Genomic DNA, 18,854 nt, shown 5'->3' on the forward strand with positions numbered 1-18,854 from the left:
AAAACAAATCCCTCAGGTGCGGGCACACCTGAGGGATTTTATTCCATTTGGGCGAGGTGGCTTAAGCCTCTGGCTGACTACCTAACGATGTCCGTCCAACCACTTGCATATGTAATAGGCGATTACACTTGCCACGACGGACACAAGAAAAGACAGAAATATATTCAAAATGGCACACCCCCTTTCTGCACCTGTCTAGGGGTGGTAGCTGTATTAGTATATCATAAAGATAAAATTATAAAAAGTCATCTTTGAGATGTTTTGTTTGTCTCAAAGATGACTTTTTATCTTAATAACTTTAAAATTTGCTCTTACAGCTCCGCCGTAATAAAAATATCATAAATCGCTTTCACAGCCGCCTCGAAATCTGCGTTCTTCACGCCGATGATGATGTTGAGTTCACTGGAACCCTGGTCGATCATCTTGACGTTGATGCGGGCGTGTGCCAGAGCGGAGAAGATGCGTCCGGCAGTGCCGCGGGTGGACTTCATGCCGCGTCCTACGACGGCGATGAGTGCTAAATCGGACTCAAGCTCGATGGAATCCGGCTGTACCGCGCGGTGGATGTTGGAGATAACGAACTGCTCATGCTGTTCGAATTCGGACTGGTGTACGAAGATGGTCATCGTGTCGATTCCGGACGGCATATGCTCGAAGGAAATGCCGCAGTCCTCGAAGACACCCAGAACTTTTCTCCCAAACCCAATTTCGGAGTTCATCATCGCTTTCTCGATGGTGACAGAGCAGAAACCAGTCTTTCCGGCGATACCGGTGATGGTGTATTTCGGCTTCCGGCAGGTATTCTCGACGATGAGTGTACCCGGATCCTCCGGCTTGTTGGTGTTGCGGATGTTGATCGGGATGCCCTCGCGGCGTACCGGGAAGATGGCATCCTCATGAAGGACGCTGGCACCCATGTAAGCCAGTTCACGCAGTTCTTTGTAGGTGATGGTCTCGATCGGAACCGGATTTTCCACGATGCGCGGGTCGGTTACCAGGAAACCGGATACATCGGTCCAGTTCTCGTAGAGGTCTGCGTGAATCGCGCGGGCTACGATGGAGCCAGTGATATCCGAACCACCGCGGGAGAAGGTGTGGATCGTGCCGTCCGGATTGGACCCGTAGAAGCCTGGGATAACGGCGCGCTCAGTGTGCGCGAGGCGTTCGGACAGCTCTTCATTGGTTTTCTCGGACAGGAATGTACCATTCTCGTCAAAGAAGATTACCTCGGCTGCATCGATGAACTCATAGCCCAGGTAATGGGACATGATGATACCGTTTAAATACTCACCGCGGGAAGCTGCGTAATCGCTGCCTTTTTTTGCGATAAAGTTTTCCTCGATGGTCTTGAACTCATAATCGAGGTTTAAATTCAACTCCAGACCGTCGATGATCTGCTCATAGCGCTCTTTGATGGCGGAGAGAAGCTTGCCGTAGCTTGCGCCGGTGGAAGCTGCCTCGTAGCAGGCATAGAGCATATCGGTTACTTTGGTGTCATTTTTGTTGCGTTTGCCCGGAGCAGACGGTACAACGTAGCGTCTGGATTTATCAGCACGGATAATATCTCCGACTTTTTTGAACTGTTTTGCGCTGGCGAGGGAACTTCCGCCAAACTTTACTACTTTCTTCATGATGTTCTTTGTTCCTTCCTAAAGTAAATATTGGGTTAATTCAGTTTCTGGATCTTCGGAAAATACTGGAACAGTACCTTGGCAACCAGTTTGTCGCGCTTGACGTATTTGTGCGTCCAGCGGCGGGCGTCGTTGGAATAGTTCCGGTTGTCGCCCAGCATGAAATAGCAGCCATCCGGCACTTTGTAGTGCTGCGGTTCCTCCGGTTCCATCGGTTCATGCAGATACGGTTCGTCGAGCGGTGTATCGGAACCATTTAAGTATACCTTGCCGTCTACGATGTCGATCGTGTCGCCCGGCATACCAATGATACGTTTGACATAGTACGTTTTGATGCCTTTCGCTTCATCATCCGGATAAATGAAAATGGCGATGTCACCCCGCTGCGGATCTCCGAATTTGTAGCTTAACCGTGAGCCGATGACGCGGTCGCCAGCCATGATGGTCGTTTCCATCGAGCTGGTCGGGACTTCGCTGTTGGCGATGATGAAATGGTTGACGCAGAATGCGATAATAGCGGCGGCAACCAGGACCTGAATCCAGCTTATGACCTCGTCCTTGAGATTGAAGCCTTCCTTGCGGCTCTTGCCCTTCTTGGATTTTGCGGCATTTCCGGTACCTGAAGCGTTGTTGTTCTCTTCGGGCGTATCTTCCAAATCGTGTTCCGAAGAGTTCTGGCCTGGCTGGTTGATGCCGATTTTTCCGGCGCGGAGTTCATCGAGCATCTCATCCAGTTCCTGATCGGAACGCCCGGAGAAATTGCTTCGGGACGAAATATGGTCTCTATCTTGATCTTCCATATATATCTCCTCTCTCTGCTGTTGCTGTCTGTGTGACGTTATCTTATGGCACTTTCAGTTCCAAAGGTGTCTGCTACGGCAGTAACGTTTGTGCAACGCATGAGCAGTAATGGCTACTGTAATATGGTAACCTTCTGCCATAATAGTGTATATGAGATGCCTTGATTTATCAAGTTTTTTCACGAAATTTCGGGAAAATTCATAAATGTTTTGAAGTGTATGATTGTATTATTGGGCGCGGGATGCTAAAATGAAGCTAAAACCAAAAACCACAAAGGAACGCAAGGGGGCGTATGTATGGATAAAACATTATACGATCTGATGGACTGGGCTGGAATTGAAGAAATTGTCTATTCGGAAGCGGCAAACCCGCACCGGATGCTGGGAGCCCATATGACGCCGGAGGGAATGCTGGTACAGGCGTTTATTCCGACGGCGCGCGATATTACGGTCAAACTTTCGGCAACCGGCAAGCAATACCAGATGGAGATGGCGGACGAGACTGGCTTTTTTGCGGCGCTGATTCCGCGCAAGACTCTGGCGGATTATACCCTCCTTGTGTTTTATGATAATGGTACGTTAAGCGAGATACACGATCCGTATTCCTTTGCACCGCAGTTTACGGAATCGGATTTGAAGAAATTCGAGGCGGGCGTCCACTACAGCATTTATAATAAGATGGGCGCGCATCCGATGACGGTCAAAGGTGTGAGCGGCGTCTATTTTGCAGTCTGGGCGCCGGAAGCGATGCGCGTGAGTGTCGTCGGTGATTTCAACCTGTGGGATGGCAGACGCAGCCAGATGCGGCGGTTGGGAGATTCGGGCGTGTTTGAGATTTTTATCCCGGAGCTAAAAAAGGGCGCTGTTTATAAATATGAAATTAAGTTCAAGAACGGCGACCCGGCGCTGAAGGCGGATCCGTATGCGAACTATGCGGAACTTAGACCGAACACGGCATCCATCGTCTGGGATCTGGACGAATATAAATGGAACGATCAGGACTGGATGAAGAAACGGGCGGCGCTCGACACGAAGACGGCGCCGATGTCGATCTATGAGATGCATCTCGGTTCCTGGATGCGAAAACCGACCGAGGTGGATAAGAGAGGACGCGAGATTGTCGGATCAGAGTTTTACAATTACCGTGAGATCGCGGTCAAGCTGGCGGAATATGTGAAGGAAATGGGGTATACCCATGTGGAACTTCTGCCGGTCATGGAACATCCGCTGGATGCTTCGTGGGGCTATCAGGTGACGGGATATTACGCACCGACCAGCCGCTTCGGCACACCGGATGATTTCATGTATTTTATGGATTACCTGCACGGACAGGGGATTGGCGTTATTCTTGACTGGGTTCCGGCACATTTCCCGCGTGATGCATGGGGCATGGCGCAGTTTGACGGAAGCTGCCTCTATGAGCACAAGGATCCGAGACAGGGGGCGCATCCGCACTGGGGTACGCTGATCTACAACTACGGCAGACCGGGGGTTTCAAACTTCCTGATTGCGAATGCGATGTTCTGGGCGGACCGCTATCACGCGGACGGCATCCGGTTTGATGCGGTGGCGTCGATGCTGTATCTGGATTATGGCAAGAATCCGGGTGAATGGATTGCCAATATGTACGGCGGTCATGAGAATCTGGAGGCGGTCGAGTTCTTAAAGCATCTGAACTCTGTCTTCAGAGGACGCAAGGACGGCGCGATTCTGATTGCCGAGGAATCGACGGCATGGCCGAAGGTTACCGGTGACGTGAAGAACGGCGGTCTTGGCTTTGATTATAAATGGAACATGGGCTGGATGAACGATTTTCTGGGCTATATGGAGCAGGATCCATATTTCCGGTGCCACCACTACAATGAGCTGACCTTCAGCATGATTTACGCCTACAGTGAAAATTTCGTCCTCGTCTTCTCACACGACGAGGTGGTTCACGGAAAAGGTTCCCTGGTCAATAAGATGCCGGGACAGACGTTTGAGGACAAGTTTGCGAACCTGCGGGCGGCATACGGTTTTATGATGGGACATCCGGGCAAGAAACTCCTCTTCATGGGACAGGATTTCGCCCAGATGGATGAGTGGAATGAGAATGCATCGATCGAGTGGGAGCTGCTGCAGTATCCGATCCACAGCCAGATGAAGGAGTATGTGAAGGAGTTAAATCACTTTTATACCAGCCATCCGGCACTCTATCAGAAAGATTATCAGACGGAAGGCTTCGAGTGGATCAACTGCATGGATGCAGCGGACAATATCATTGCATTTCTCCGGCGCGGCGCGGATGAGACACTGCTCTTTGTCTGCAACTTTGCCCCGCAGCTGCATGAGAAGCTGACGGTCGGCGTACCGTTTAAGGGAAAATACAAAGAGATTTTCAACAGCGATGCGGAGAAGTTCGGCGGAAGCGGAAAGGTCAATCCGCGTATGAAGTCCTCGAAGGCAGAGGAATGTGATGGAAAGGAAAATTCCATCACGATCCAGCTGGCGCCGCTTGGCATCAGCGTCTTCAACTGCACGCCGACGGAGCCGGAGAAGAAAGAAAAACCGGCGAAGGCGAAAAAGACGACCCACAGCACTAAGAGTGTAAAAGAAAAGGCTGAAACCGATCTCCAGAGCATGATGACGGATGCAGCGGCGGCATTCAATGGAAAAGCCGGGGGGACAGCTGCTGCGGCAGCAGAACGCCTGGCGGGTATTTCAGATAAGCTGGCAGAGGCGAAGGCGGGGCTTTCCTCCAAGATTATCAGTCTGTCCTCGATTGCGAGACGACAGGCGGGATTGGAAGAAAGTCTGGATAAAAAGGTGGGAAAAGAGTAAGTACAGGAAGGAATGAAATAGATGGCAACAGCGGCAGAGCTGACAGGCGAGGAGATCGCGGCGGTAGCAGAGTCACTATCGGATCCGGCAAATTTGAACGTGGATACGATGGCTGCGATCATGCACCGGATTGGCCCGGGGCTTATGGCATTGGGACAGAAGGTACTGGTGGCGCTCATCATTTTCCTGATTGGACGTAAGGTCATTTCGATGATCGAGAAGATGCTGTCCCGCTCGATGGAGCATGCCGGTATGGATGTGGGTGTGACTCGTTTCCTGCGGGCGCTGACCCAGTTTGTGATGAATGTATTCCTGCTTTTTATGATTGCAGGGCAGCTTGGCATGGACAGCGCCTCGATTGTGGCAGTTCTTGGCGCGGCAGGTCTTGCGCTGAGTTTGGCGCTCCAGCAGAGTCTTGGAAACTTTGCGGGCGGACTCTTGATTTTAATTATGAAACCGTTCCGGGTGGGTGATTATATCATTTCCCCGTCCGGGGAAGGAAGGGTTTCGATGGTCGGGCTGGTTTACACGACTATCCTGACAACCGATAATAAAGCAATTACCATCCCGAATGGCACCCTTTCAAACTCAACCGTGACCAATGTGACGGCGATGGACAAGCGGATGCTGGAGCTCAAGGTCGGTATTGCCTATGAGGCGGATATCCGGACGGCAAAGGCGGTGTTAGAGCGCGTTTACCGGGAACATCCGATGGTGAAGAAGGATGAGGACATCAAGGTATTTGTGGACAGCCTGGGCGACAGCAGCGTGGTGCTTGGCATCCGGGGCTGGGTAGAGACGGCCGATTACTGGCAGACGAGATGGGACATTCTGGAACAGATCAAGCTGTCATTTGACGAGGCGGGCATCGAAATTCCATACAACAAGATGGATATACATTTGAAACAGTAGCAATCGTTTAAACAGTATAAGCAATATAGACAGAGGAACAACCATGATTGACAGAGCGGCAAAATTCGCAGAACAGGCGCATAAGGGCGCACATCGGAAGGGAACCAGAATTCCGTATATCGTTCATCCGCTGGAGACGGCGCTGATTGCGTCGATGCTGACGAACGATGAGGAGATACTGGCAGCGGCACTTCTGCATGATACGATCGAGGACACGGATGTGACCTACGAGGATTTGAAACAGGAGTTTGGCACCCGGGTTGCGGATCTGGTCGCGGCGGAGAGCGAGGATAAGTCCAAAACCTGGATTGAGCGCAAGGGGCACACGCTGGAACATCTGAAAACAGCGAGTCCGGCGGAGAAGATCCTGACGATGGCGGATAAGCTGAGCAATATCCGCAGCATGGCGCGTGACTATCTGTTGGTCGGGGAGGAGCTCTGGCAGCGGTTTAATATGAAGGACAGAGAGAAACAGGCGTGGTATTACACGTCGATGATAGACCTTTTGAAGGATTTGAATGAGACACCGGAATATCAGGAATATGTGCGTCTCTGCGGCAAGGTATTTGGCGGGATCGCAGGGTGTTGTAGTTTACAAAATATATGAACGGCAGCATAAAAACAACATAGGATGACAATGAGAAACTGTAGCAGCCAGTCAGAAAGAATGGCTGTCGGAGAAGAGAAGGATGATAGGTTCTGAGATTTTGCGGAAACGGAAAGGTCATTCAGTTCAGTAAAAGGGGAAGAAACATGATTTTAAAAGATATTTGGATGGATGTAAAAGCGGTTCAGGAGCGAGATCCGGCTGCGAGAAATGCATTGGAGGTACTACTTTTATATCAGGGCGTACATGCACTGATATGGCACCGGGTGGCGCACTGGTTTTATGAGCACCATATGTTTTTCATTGCGCGCCTGATTTCACAGGTGGCACGTTTCTTTACATTGATTGAGATTCATCCGGGTGCACAGCTCGGACACGGTATTCTGATCGACCACGGCTGCGGCGTTGTCATCGGTGAGACGGCGGTGGTCGGCGACAACTGTACGATTTACCAGGGTGTGACGCTGGGCGGTGTCGGAACACAGAAGGGTAAACGTCATCCGACGCTGGGAAATAATGTGACGGTCGGTTCCGGCGCAAAGATTCTCGGTTCTTTCGAGGTCGGTGATAACTGTTCCGTAGCGGCAAATGCGGTTCTGCTCCGCCCGCTCGAGGAAAATACCACGGCTGTCGGCATTCCGGCGCGTCCGGTCAAGAAGGACGGCGTGGCGCTGCCGAAGAAGCAGAAGATGATCATCGGCGAGGACGATCAGCGTATTTTAGAGCAGATCGACGCGCTCCGGAAAGAGCTTCAGGAACTTAGAGAAGAGTCGGCAAACCTGCGGAAGGAACTGGAGGCAGTGCGGGCAGGACAGGAGAAAGCCTGACACAAAATTATTCATAACGCCCCTTTCGGCTGCATAAATTTCTTTGAGAGAAATGCGTGCGGTTTGGAAAGGGGCGTTTTTTATGATAGAGCTGATCAAAAAAGAGATACATATGAATCGGCAGAGGGGGACGGCGGTGTCGCAGCTGACGCTGGATGATGATTTTATTGTGCCGGATGCGCTGGATGATGCGGTGCAGATACTGCTGTCAGACGGGGAGGTTCAGATAGAAAATTCACGGATTCAGGGGGAAAAGGTGCTGATCCGGGGAAAGCTTGTGTTCCGGGTGCTGTACCGCCGGGAGTCGGGCGGGCTGCAGGCGATGGGCGGGGAGATTCCATTTGAGGAAACGGTCAATGTGCCGGAGCTTTCGGAGCGCGACTATACGCAGATCGTATGGAATATCGAAGATTTGAATATTACCATGATTCATTCGCGCAAGCTGAGCGCCAAAGCGGTGCTGACGCTTACGGTGCGGGCGGAAAGCCGCGTCGATGCGCAGGCTGCCGCGGACGTCGAGACGGATGATGTGGGGCTGCAAGTCCTGAAGAGAAGCGTTCCGGCAGCGACGCTTGCAGTGCGGCGCAAAGATATCTACCGGGTCCGGGAGGAAGTAAGCGTATCGGCAAATAAGCCGAATATTGAGACGATTCTCTGGCAGGAGATGCGTCTTCGGGATGTTTCGGTGCGCCCGTTGGATGGAAAACTGCACCTGGACGGTGAATTGTCGGTGTTCCTGATTTACAGCGGCGAGGGCGAGCACACGCCGGTTCAGTGGTTGGAGGAGAGTATTCCGTTTTCCGGTGAGGTGGAACTCTCGGAGGCGGTGGAGGAGATGATCCCGGCGGTCGGGGTCCGGATTCTTCATGCAGAGGCGGGCAAAAAGCCGGACAGCGATGGGGAGATGCGCGAAGTGGAAGTGGAGACGGTGCTGGAGCTGGACATCCGCCTTTATAAAGAAGAATCAGTGGAACTTTTAAGCGATCTCTATTCGACCGGCTGCGAGGTCGTGAGCGAGCAGGGGGAGGTGTGCTTTGACCGGCTTTTGACGCGCAACAGCTGCAAAATGCGGGTGGGGGGAAGCGTTTCTTTTCAGAAACCGGAGCGAATTCTGCAGATTTGCCACAGCAGTGGGATTGTCCGGCTGGATGAGAGCCGCCCGTCAGAAAACGGTCTGGCGATCGAGGGAGTGCTGGAAGTCAGTCTCCTGTATCTGACGGATGATGACGCGGCGCCGGTCGGGGCAATTTCTGAGGTTCTTCCATTTTCCGGCACGGTCGAGGCGGAGGGGATCCGGGAAGACTGCGTCTGGCAGTTGAATCTGGGGCTGGAACAGCTCGGCGCGGTGATGCTGGGCGGCGGTGAGGCGGAGGTCAAGGCGCAGCTCACGGTGGAACTGCTTGTATTCCAGCCGATGCAGGAAGAGGTGGTTACATCCGTGCAGACACAGCCGTTCGATTTAAAGCGCTGGGAGCAGCAGCCAGGGATTGTGGGTTATATTGTGCAGCCGGGGGATTCTCTGTGGAAAATTGCAAAAAAATTCCACACGACGGTGGATCAGGTGCGGGAAATGAATGAAATCGACGGGGAGGAAGCCGGAGCAGGGGCGCGGCTGCTTCTGATCAAAGAGGTAACGGCGGGTAACTGTTCATAGGTAGGAATTTTAGAGAGAAAAAATCGTTTCTGTTCACGGGTGGGCACTTTTGGGACCGAAAGTGCCGTAAGGAAACGTGGTGGCAGCAGGAATTTGCCGTATTGAAATTCGAAGCCACGGCAAATTCTGTTACTGGACACGTATGCGTGTACAGTAACAAAAAATCCAGCCGGAATGGTTGCATTTGGGGGAAAACTTTATATACTATTATTGTAACGGTTCAATATCTTTACAGTTACAAGCAAAAATCCATGCAGATTTGTCTTTGACAAAGGATTTTTGCCTTGTAAGCCAGGAAAACGCATCCGGCCGGTGCTTGATGATAGATCCGGGGAAGGAGTTTCCCGAACCGGGCGGTGCCCGTGCATTGCAAGGCGCGGCGCCGTTTACATAGGGCATCCGGATGCGTTTTCCTGTGTACTGAGAAATTTTTGTCGGGAGTGCGAACCATAAAGGCAGGATGATGCATGAATTATACATATCTTTTGCGCTGCGCGGACGGAACCTTGTACTGCGGGTGGACGAACCATCTGGCAGCGCGAGTGGCGGCACACAATGCCGGGAAAGGTGCAAAATACACGAAAACCCGCCGTCCGGTAGTGCTGGCATACTATGAAGAATATGCGACGCGCAGCGAGGCGATGCGCCGGGAGGCAGCGATCAAGAAACTGACCAAAAAGGAAAAAGAGGCGATGGCAGCGCTGGGACGGACGGAGCTTCCGGTGGATGACGAGACGTAGATATATCGCGCCGGGGCAGATTATGTACGAAGAATTGGTACAAACAATAGCGGTAAAGGCAAGAAACAGCAGTAGAAATTGGTAACTGTTCAGTAGGTCTGCACATTTACTGTGCTGACCGTACGAAAACATGGGCCAGCAGGCAAAAATCCCATTGCCGTAGGCAATTTTTAATGGATTTTTGCGCGTGACTGTGAAGGTGCTGAACAGTTACAGAAATTGAAAGATAGAGAAAAAACAGGAGCGGATAGGTACAGTGAGAAAAAGTAGAAGAAACAAAGGATGTATAGTGATGGCAACAGTCCTTCTGGCAGCGCTGCTTGGCGGCTGTTCGTTTCTATCGAAGGAGGCAGACGCGACGGAGGTTTCCAGCAAGGCGGAAACGGAAAGTCCGGGTGCCACACAGGAGTCGGAGACTGAGACAGCTGAGACAGAGGAGACACAGGAGAGCCATGAGGCTGCCGAAGACGAAGAAAGCGGGGAAGAGGAAACCGAGGACCATTTCGTGGAAAAGAAGATCGTGGTGGCAACGGATATGCACTATTTTGCCGAGAAACTGGCAGGAAACCGCTGTGATTCCTTTGTCGGAATGGCGAGGGGCGGAGACGGGCGCGTGCTGGAGTACGGCTGGGAGGTCATGGACGCCTTTCTCGATGATATGAAGAAGGAAGATCCAGATCTCCTGATTCTGAGCGGAGATCTGACGCTGGACGGAGAGAAAGCGAGCCATGAGGAACTGGCAGAACTTCTGGAAGGACTCAGCGAGGCGGGAATTGAGGTCGCGGTTATACCGGGAAACCACGATATCAATAACCCGGATGCCCGCCGCTATACGGCGGATGGAGCGGAAAAGGTGGAGTCCATCACAGCGGACGAGTTCCGGGATATCTATGCTGATTTTGGCTATGTAGCGGCGGACAGCCGGGATCCGGCATCGCTGAGTTATCTTTATAAGATAGACAGTGCAAACTGGGTGCTGATGCTGGATTCCTGTCAGTATGAACCGAAAAATGAGGTCGGCGGCATGATCCGCCGGGAAACGTATGAGTGGATGGAGCCGATTCTGGAAGAGGCGGAGCGGGAAGGCGCCCGCGTGATATCCGTCAGCCATCATAACCTGCTGGATGAGAGCGGAGTGAGCCGGACCTTTTATGACAACTGTACGATCGAGCACAACGAGGAACTGGTGCGGATGCTGTCGGATCATGGCGTGCGCCTGCACTTGAGCGGACATCTGCATATCCAGCATTATAAGGAAGACGAGGACACGGGCATCTATGAGGTTGTGACGGGTTCCATGGTGATGGCTCCGTGCCATTACGGGATTGTCCGCATCTGGAACGACGGGACCTACCAGTATGATGCGAAACCTGTCGATGTGGACGGCTGGGCGATACGCCACTCGTACCACAACCGAGATCTGGCAGATTTTACGGCTTATTCGGAGTCGATCCTGCGTCGGGCGGCAATCCGCGATGCAATTCGGGATCTGAATCGCCATATCGAGGATCGCCATGCATTTTTTACGGACGAGAAGAAACAGGAAATGGCTTCGTACTACGCGGATCTGTGCGTGAATTATTATGAAGGACGGATGTATCAGATCGAGGAAGCCGCAAAGGAAAATCCAGTGCTGGAAGATTGGAACAAGATCGGCTATGTCAGCGAACTGAGCGATTTTTTGCAGAATATCCTGGAGGACGAGGCGAAGGACTACGGGCATCTGAAGATTCCGAGCGTACATTAAATAAAAATGGAGGTACCAGGAGGCATGGGAGAGACAAAAAAACAGCGTTCGCCGCTGACAACGCTCTGCTACATTGAAAAAGACGATTCATATCTGATGCTGCACCGCATTAAGAAGAAACAGGATGTGAATGAAGGAAAATGGATTGGCGTCGGCGGACATTTTGAGGAGAATGAAAGCCCGGAGAACTGCCTGCTGCGCGAAGTGAAGGAGGAGACAGGGCTGACTCTGACTTCCTGGCGCTTCCGCGGAATCGTGACGTTTATCGCGAAAGGCTGGCCGACGGAATATATGTGCCTGTACACGGCGGATGGATTTGAGGGAACGCTTCGCGAATGTGACGAGGGCGAGCTTGCCTGGGTGGCGAAAAAGGATGTATCGGCTCTGCGGCTCTGGGACGGCGATCGGATCTTTTTGAAGCTTCTGATTGAAAGGGATACGTTTTTTTCATTGAAATTGTCATATGATGGGGACGAGCTGATAGAAACTGAGCTGGACGGGGTAAAAATTACATACAAATAAGCACGCAACTGCGGGTTGGTTGGGGAACGAGGGTTCTGCAGTGCGTGCTCATGAGGAATAATCAATATATGGGAACCGATTTTGGGGAAAATCGGGGTGGTTGGCTATGCCAGAAAGATAAGAAGATGAATTATTTTCTCTTGTTCCTTATCTTTAACTTGATTATATATCATTCATCGTATATAATCAAATATAAATAAGAAGATAATTATTATAAATTTTTTGTTATAGAATCACAAGTGGACAAAAGTGCCGGAAACCCTGTAGATAAAGGGGAAAGAATGGAACAGAATGAGAATGTTCACGGGCGGGAAGTTTCGGGATGAAATATCCCGCAGGATGCAGCGATGAGAAAAAGCAGGGTACATAGGAGGAAACATGTTCGACGGAAAAGAGTATGTATACGCGGTCTACGAGGAAAAGAGTTTTTCGAAGGCGGCGCAGAAACTGTATATTACGCAGCCGGCGTTAAGCACGGCGATCAAGAAGGTGGAGAAAAAGATAGGAACTCCGATTTTTGACCGGAGCACCTCTCCGATCGGACTGACGCCGGGCGGTGAAGTTTATATCGACGCGATCGAAAAGCTGTTTGCGCTGGAACAGAACACGCTCAATCAACTGAATAACTTAAATGGGCTTCTGGCGGGCAAGCTGTCGGTTGGCGGAACGATCTTTTTTACCTCGTTTGTACTTCCGGGCGTGTTGAGCGAGTTTTCCCATCGGTATCCGCAGATCAAGATTGATCTGCAGGAGGGCACGACCACACAGCTGACCGATAAGCTGGTTGCCGAGGAACTGGATCTTCTGATCGATAACTCGGAACTGGATGACAAAAATTATGAAAAGTATTATTATAGCACGGAGAGAATTATTCTGGCTGTTCCGAAGAGTTTTCCGATCAATGAGGAGCTGACCCAGTATCAGCTTACCGCGGAAGATATCCGGGCAGGACGCCACAGTCAGGCGGAGTTCCCGGTACTGCCGCTGCCGCTCTTAAAGAGTACTCCGTTTATCTTCGTCAAAGAGGAAAACAGTATTTACAAGCGTAGCATGAAGATGTGCAGCCGCCAGAATTATTCGCCGAATATTATCATGAAACCGGACCAGGTTGTCTCTGCGTTCAACATGGCAGGACGGGGCGTGGGCGCGACCTTCATCCCGGATGGCCTGATCGTCAATCTTCCATATGAAGTGCCGCTGTGCTTTTACAAGATGAATGAAGAGCTGGCGGTCCGTTACGTTTATTTGTACAAGAAGAGAAATAAATACCTCACGAAGGCGATGGAGGAGTTTATCCGCGTGGCAGTCGGCGACGAGGCGTTCCAGAAGGTACGGGAGCAACGGGAGAAAGAGAATCAGGAGAAGAAAGGTTCGGATAAGAAGGGGGATAAATAATGCGAAGAGGAGAACGTGCGATTGAGTCGAAAGACGGGCAGAAAGCCATTTTGGAACACTGCCGGGTGTGTAGTCTCGCCTTTTCCGGGGATGAATACCCGTATGTGATCCCGTTAAATTATGGTTTTGTGTGGAACGAAGACCAGGAGACGCCGGTGCTGTATTTCCACGGCGCTCCGGTGGGAACGAAGATTGAGCATATGGAGCGCGACAACCGGGTGGCATTCTGTGTGCAGAATGAAAAAGAGATAAAGATTCTGGAACCGGCATGCAGAAGCACGATGATTTATGAGAGTGTCTGCGGGACTGGACGGTTATCCCGTGTGGCTGCTCCTGGGGAGAAAGGAGAGGCACTGACAAGGATCATGCAGCAGTATGACCCGGAGGGCGGACCGTATGAGTTTGCTCCGGAGGTGGCGGCGAGAACCACCGTCCTCTGCCTGCGTGTGGAAACTCTGACAGGTAAGAGCAATGCGCCGAAACCGGAGCAGCCATGAAACAGTTAAGACAGATGTCGATTCTGGTGCGGGGGGCACAGCTTCTGCTGCTGGTCCTCGCACTTTTTCTGGTTGTATGGCTGGTGCCGGATGCAGGGAAAAAGCATGCATCCGGGACGGAAGCTTCGGAAGCTGAGACAGATGGCGGCGATGTGGCGGAGAATGAAAAAAATAGAGCCGCCGGGAATCTGGAGGAGGATGAATCATCCGCCGGGGAAGTGATACAGGATGATGCAGATGAGAACGCTTCGGATGGAGAAACGGCTTTAAAGCGCCGGACTTCCCGGAAACAGCTGTATAAAAGAAAAAAAGAGCCCCAGAAGGCACAGGAAGAGACAGTTTATATGCCGCCGACCATCTGGCTGGCGACGGATCTTCACTATCAGTCCCCGCAGATGACAGATTTCCAGTCGGCGTTTGATACCTATACGATGGGAAATGATGGGACGATCGTGCCGTATCTGGATGAGATTACGGAGGCATTTCTGGAGGAGGTGCGGACGGCGCATCCATCGGCACTGGTTTTGAGCGGAGATCTCTCCCAGAATGGTGAGAAAGCAAACCATGAAGCGCTTGCAGAGAAGCTAGAGCGGGTGCAGGCAGCGGGAATTCCGGTGCTGGTGATTCCGGGCAACCATGATATTAACCACCCGTGGGCGGCAACGTATTTTGATGATCAGGTATCCCCGGCAGAGGGAACAAGTTCGGAAGAGTTTTACCAGATTTACCATAAGTTTGGCTATGATCAGGCGGTGTCCCGGGCTTCGGATTCGCTGAGTTATGTTTACCGCCTGGATGAAAAATATTGGCTGATGATGCTGGACAGCTGCATGTGTGAACCGGTCCATGAGACGGGCGGAAAGCTAAGCGAAGAGACGGTTGCGTGGATGAAAACACAGCTGGAGGAGGCGAAAAAACAGGGTGTGACGGTCATTCCGGTTTCACACCACAATCTGCTGGATGAGAGTACACTCTATCCGGAGGAATGCACGATTGAAAATACGAAAGAAGTGACCGCGCTTCTGGAAGCATATGGAGTTCCGGTGTATTTGAGCGGGCATCTGCATTTGCAGAGAATCAAGAAGCATACGTCAAATCTGAATACACCGGGCGGATATGGAATCCGGGAGATAGTGACTTCTCCGCTTCCGATGGCGCCGTGCCAGTACAGTATCCTAAACTGGCAGACGGATGGCAGTCTGTCCTACCATACAAAAAAGGTAGACATAGCAGGCTGGGCGCAGCGCTACGGGGAAGAAGACGAGAATCTTCTCAATTTTGATGCTTATGCGGATCAGTTTCTGGTAGATGTGATTTCGGAACAGGCGTTTAAGGCGCTGCAGTCGGCATCAAAGGATATCAAAGAAGAGATGGCAAGGCTCTATGCCGATATGAACCGTGATTATTGTTCGGGCACGAAGATTGATGTGGCAAAGATCAGAAAAAGCGAGGCATATCAGTACTGGATCCGTTACAGCGGCAATGATTTCTGGCTGGCAAGGCTGCAGGCGATCCTGCACGATGCCCGGATGGACAACACGGTGCTGGAACTGAAAGCGGGCGTGGATTTCCCGTTGCCGGGGGAGACGATAGAAAACCCGGAGAATGCAGAAAATGAGGAAACTGCCGGAGCAGATGCGGGCAGTCCGGCAGAGGAGATACAGAAAAAGGAGGAACCATATGGACTACGAGGGAATTGTATACAGACCGCCGAGTGAGGCGCGCAGCCTGATCATTCAGGTGACGATCGGATGTGCACACAACACCTGCGGCTTTTGCAATATGTATAAAGAAAAGAAGTTTCGGATCCGGAGCCTGGCGGAGATTCTGGCAGATTTGACGGAGGTTTCGCACAATCCGTATGCGCCGTATATCGAGAAGGTGTTTTTGGCGGACGGCGATGCGCTGGTCATGAAAACAGAGGATCTTCTGGTGATTCTGGATGCGATCCACCGCCTGTATCCGGGCGTGAAGCGGGTGGCTTCCTACGGAACGGCACAGGATATTTTGCGGAAATCGGAAGAAGATCTGATCCGCCTGCGCGAGGCGGGACTCGGAATCGTCTATGTGGGTGCGGAATCCGGCGATAATGAGATTTTAAAATATATCAATAAAGGTGTGACGGCGGAACAGACCATTGAGGTAGGACAAAAACTGAAACGCTGCGGCATCGCGACCTCGGTGACGCTGATTTCGGGGCTTGGCGGACGCAGCAAGGTGGAAGAACACGCCCTATCCTGTGCGAAACTCATCACGGCGATGAACCCGGAGTACGCATCCTTCCTGACGCTGCGCCTGTACGAGGGCACGCCGATGTATGCGGATGTCGTGGAAGGGCGGTTCCAGCGGATAACTCCGGATGAAATTGTGGATGAAATGGAAATTTTCCTGAAAAATGTGGATTCTCCGGGCACTGTATTCCGGACGAACCATGCGTCGAACTACGTGATTCTGGCGGGAACCTTAAACGGGGATATTCCGGCCATGCTTAAAAAACTGGAGGAGGCAAAGAGAACGCATCATTACCGGAAATTCCGGGAGACCGGCGATCTCTTATAAGTAGATATGATTTATCTGATTTTTGCGATTCTTTTCAGCGCGTCCCTGGCGCTGGCGCTGCGGATCAGTGAGACGTTCAGCGATAACCGATATGGGATTTTGGTTGGAAATTATGTGACCTGCCTGGTGGTGGCGTTTGTTCTGCTTCCAGATAAAAATATCTTTGCGGCAGGCAGCCGGACGGCGGTTCTCACGGGAATCGTGAATGGATTTTTGTTTACAGGAAATTTGGTTCTGATGCAGAAATGCATCCGTGAAAATGGGGCGGTTCTGTCGTCGGCATTTGCGAAGCTTGGTATCGTGATTCCGGTCACGGCGAGTATCCTGTTTTTAGGTGAGATCCCAACGCTGTTCCAGCTGGTGGGGATCGTGCTGGTTATTGTGGCGATCTGGGTCATCAACAGCGAGGGGGACCGCGGCTGCGGACGCAGACGGAGGATGGGTTCGGCGGGACTTCTGCTCGTTTTATTTGTCGTCAGCGGTATGGCAGACGGGATGTCCAAGGTAACGGAGAGGATCGGCGAGAGGCGGTTTGATGCGCTGTTTCTGTTCTATACGTTCCTGACCGCACTGGTTCTGACTGTGGTTCTGGCATTTCTCGAGCAGCAGAGAACCCGCCGCAAGATTGGAAAGATGGACTTTTTGAGTGGTGTGGCAGTCGGATTTCCAAACTATTTTTCAACCTCGCTGCTGCTGGCGAGTGTGTCGAGACTGCCGGCGTTTATCGTGTATCCGAGCTTTAGTGTCGGTACGATCCTGGTGGTCAGTTTTGTGAGCGTGCTGGTGCTCGGGGATCCAATCAGCCGGAGACAGATTGGGGGATGCGGGATTATTTTGGTGGCGTTGGCGCTGCTGAATCTTTAGAATTTTCCGTTTCGGATGCTGCGCTCATAATAAAAGATATACTGCTGCATTACCCCTGCGTATCCTTTATAGCTTCCAAAAAAATCCTGGATAATAGTAGTGTACAGGCGGCTTTTTGGAAGGCGGCGGTAGCGGATGGGGTGCTTGGGAAGGTATTCTTTGGTCAGGATCTGTTCGATCCAGGTATCGACGGGGAAGGCGTCGATGTGGTGGAGTCCGAAGAGGCAGACGCAGTTGGCGACCTTGGGACCGATGCCATAGAGGCTGGTAAGTGCGGTCATGGCTTCGTCCGGCGGCAGGGCTGCGAGAGATTCTAAGGATACGGTTCCGGCGAGGACATCCTGGATGAGGCGGTGGATGTATTTGGCGCGGTAGCCGAGTTTTAAGGTTAATAGGTCGTCCAGGCTGGCAGATGCCAGTTCTTCGGGCGAGGGAAAAGAATAGTAGGTGCGGATGGAACCGTCGGACAGGGCGGCGGTTCTCTTCGCACCGTATTTTTTTGCCAGGGCTTCGACGGCTTCGCGGATCTTTGGGATGGTTTTCTGCTGGGAGATCAGGAAGGTGATCATCATTTCCCAGAGATCCTGACGGAGAATCCGGATGCCGGAACCGGCGTCTGCCGCCGCCGCGAGGTAGGCATCGTCTGCGCGGATGGAGGCGATGAAAGAGCCGTAATCGGTGCCGAGATCGAAGTATTGTTTCCAGAAAGGAAGCGCTTCGTCCGGGCAGTCGAAGAAGAAACCGTCCGGCGTCCCGGAAATTTCCAGATAGTGTGTCCCGCTGATGAGTGACCAGATCCCCGGTTTTTCCGGAACCGGAAGCATACGGAAACATTGACCGGAGGCGGCGATCTGGGCGAGGTTCAGGTTCAGGCAGGAGATGATGTGGGAGTTGGGAAAATTGTGCTTTTCGATTGCAGGCAGGTTTGTTGTATGTGTGTTCATGGCAGGGCATCCTCTTTTTTAAAAATATTTTTTGCTTATATCAATGGAATATCAAGTTATAAAACCTTGAATCATAAAGTATCAAATCATGTAATTCTTATGAGACGTATCATAGCATAGAAGACCTTTGACTGCAAACGGTTACCTTTTATCAGAAAGGAATGTTACTGTTCACGCATACGTGCCCAGTAACGGAATTTGCCGTGGCTTCGCATTTAAATACGGCAAATTCCTGCTGCCACCACGTTTTCTTACGGCACTTTCGGTTCCAAAAGTGCCTACCTGTGAACAGTAACAAAGGAATTGCATCAGAGCGTAAAAAAATCTTGCGAAAG

16 protein-coding genes are annotated in these 18,854 nt (G+C 51.6%); 13 read left to right on the plus strand and 3 right to left on the minus strand.

The features are described 5' to 3' along the window. Window positions 1-311: 311 nt before the first annotated feature. Both DW739_RS05890 and lepB read right to left on the minus strand, forming a co-directional pair. A complete protein-coding gene (locus DW739_RS05890) occupies window positions 312-1,631 on the minus strand; it encodes an aspartate kinase (protein WP_107000817.1) in 1,320 nt (439 codons plus the stop codon). Between the two features lie 35 nt (window positions 1,632-1,666). Continuing rightward, complete coding sequence (gene lepB, locus DW739_RS05895) at window positions 1,667-2,179, minus strand: signal peptidase I (RefSeq protein WP_243023749.1); 513 nt, start codon at window positions 2,177-2,179, stop codon at window positions 1,667-1,669. A 549-nt stretch (window positions 2,180-2,728) separates the two neighbouring features. Here lepB and glgB point away from each other — a divergent pair. From glgB to DW739_RS05960, 13 genes are all read left to right on the plus strand, one after another. Then, the gene (gene glgB, locus DW739_RS05900; protein WP_243023739.1) at window positions 2,729-5,251 is read left to right on the plus strand and encodes a 1,4-alpha-glucan branching protein GlgB; all 2,523 of its coding nucleotides are present in this window, start codon (window positions 2,729-2,731) and stop codon (window positions 5,249-5,251) included. A 21-nt stretch (window positions 5,252-5,272) separates the two neighbouring features. After that, window positions 5,273-6,163, plus strand: a complete 891-nt coding sequence (locus DW739_RS05905) for a mechanosensitive ion channel family protein (RefSeq protein WP_107000816.1) — start codon at window positions 5,273-5,275, stop codon at window positions 6,161-6,163. A 43-nt stretch (window positions 6,164-6,206) separates the two neighbouring features. Next, entirely contained in the window at window positions 6,207-6,770 is a 564-nt protein-coding gene (locus DW739_RS05910) for an HD domain-containing protein (protein ID WP_118696209.1), read from the plus strand. A gap of 146 nt (window positions 6,771-6,916) precedes the next feature. Further along, window positions 6,917-7,597 (plus strand): serine O-acetyltransferase, encoded by a 681-nt coding sequence (gene cysE / locus DW739_RS05915; protein ID WP_022359459.1) that lies wholly within the window; start codon window positions 6,917-6,919, stop codon window positions 7,595-7,597. A gap of 82 nt (window positions 7,598-7,679) precedes the next feature. Continuing rightward, window positions 7,680-9,251, plus strand: coding sequence for an SPOCS domain-containing protein (locus DW739_RS05920; RefSeq protein WP_118742796.1), 1,572 nt, complete (start codon window positions 7,680-7,682; stop codon window positions 9,249-9,251). Between the two features lie 467 nt (window positions 9,252-9,718). After that, the gene (locus DW739_RS05925) at window positions 9,719-9,991 is read left to right on the plus strand and encodes a GIY-YIG nuclease family protein (protein WP_022359457.1); all 273 of its coding nucleotides are present in this window, start codon (window positions 9,719-9,721) and stop codon (window positions 9,989-9,991) included. Window positions 9,992-10,283: 292 nt separating this feature from the next. After that, window positions 10,284-11,738, plus strand: a complete 1,455-nt coding sequence (locus DW739_RS05930; protein WP_118742797.1) for a metallophosphoesterase — start codon at window positions 10,284-10,286, stop codon at window positions 11,736-11,738. Window positions 11,739-11,762: 24 nt separating this feature from the next. Continuing rightward, window positions 11,763-12,260 carry an 8-oxo-dGTP diphosphatase gene (locus tag DW739_RS05935; RefSeq protein WP_107000811.1) on the plus strand — a complete coding sequence of 166 codons (498 nt, stop codon included), beginning with the start codon at window positions 11,763-11,765 and terminating at the stop codon, window positions 12,258-12,260. A 378-nt stretch (window positions 12,261-12,638) separates the two neighbouring features. Next, window positions 12,639-13,655, plus strand: coding sequence for a LysR family transcriptional regulator (locus DW739_RS05940; protein WP_022359453.1), 1,017 nt, complete (start codon window positions 12,639-12,641; stop codon window positions 13,653-13,655). Further along, a complete protein-coding gene (locus tag DW739_RS05945; protein ID WP_118742798.1) occupies window positions 13,655-14,152 on the plus strand; it encodes a pyridoxamine 5'-phosphate oxidase family protein in 498 nt (165 codons plus the stop codon). The genes DW739_RS05940 and DW739_RS05945 overlap by 1 nt, the downstream gene beginning before the upstream one ends. After that, window positions 14,149-15,870 carry a metallophosphoesterase gene (locus DW739_RS05950; protein WP_118742799.1) on the plus strand — a complete coding sequence of 574 codons (1,722 nt, stop codon included), beginning with the start codon at window positions 14,149-14,151 and terminating at the stop codon, window positions 15,868-15,870. Before DW739_RS05945 ends, DW739_RS05950 begins: the two co-directional genes overlap by 4 nt. After that, window positions 15,833-16,711 carry a radical SAM protein gene (locus tag DW739_RS05955; RefSeq protein ID WP_118742800.1) on the plus strand — a complete coding sequence of 293 codons (879 nt, stop codon included), beginning with the start codon at window positions 15,833-15,835 and terminating at the stop codon, window positions 16,709-16,711. Before DW739_RS05950 ends, DW739_RS05955 begins: the two co-directional genes overlap by 38 nt. A 6-nt stretch (window positions 16,712-16,717) precedes the next feature. Beyond that, window positions 16,718-17,575 carry an EamA family transporter gene (locus DW739_RS05960; protein ID WP_022359449.1) on the plus strand — a complete coding sequence of 286 codons (858 nt, stop codon included), beginning with the start codon at window positions 16,718-16,720 and terminating at the stop codon, window positions 17,573-17,575. Here DW739_RS05960 and DW739_RS05965 read toward each other — a convergent pair. Continuing rightward, window positions 17,572-18,519, minus strand: coding sequence for a DNA glycosylase (locus DW739_RS05965; RefSeq protein ID WP_118672520.1), 948 nt, complete (start codon window positions 18,517-18,519; stop codon window positions 17,572-17,574). The genes DW739_RS05960 and DW739_RS05965 overlap by 4 nt on opposite strands. Window positions 18,520-18,854: the final 335 nt, after the last annotated feature.

This window comes from Clostridium sp. AM28-20LB, from assembly GCF_003480665.1.
GTDB classification, from domain to species: Bacteria; Bacillota; Clostridia; order Lachnospirales; family Lachnospiraceae; genus Otoolea; species Otoolea fessa.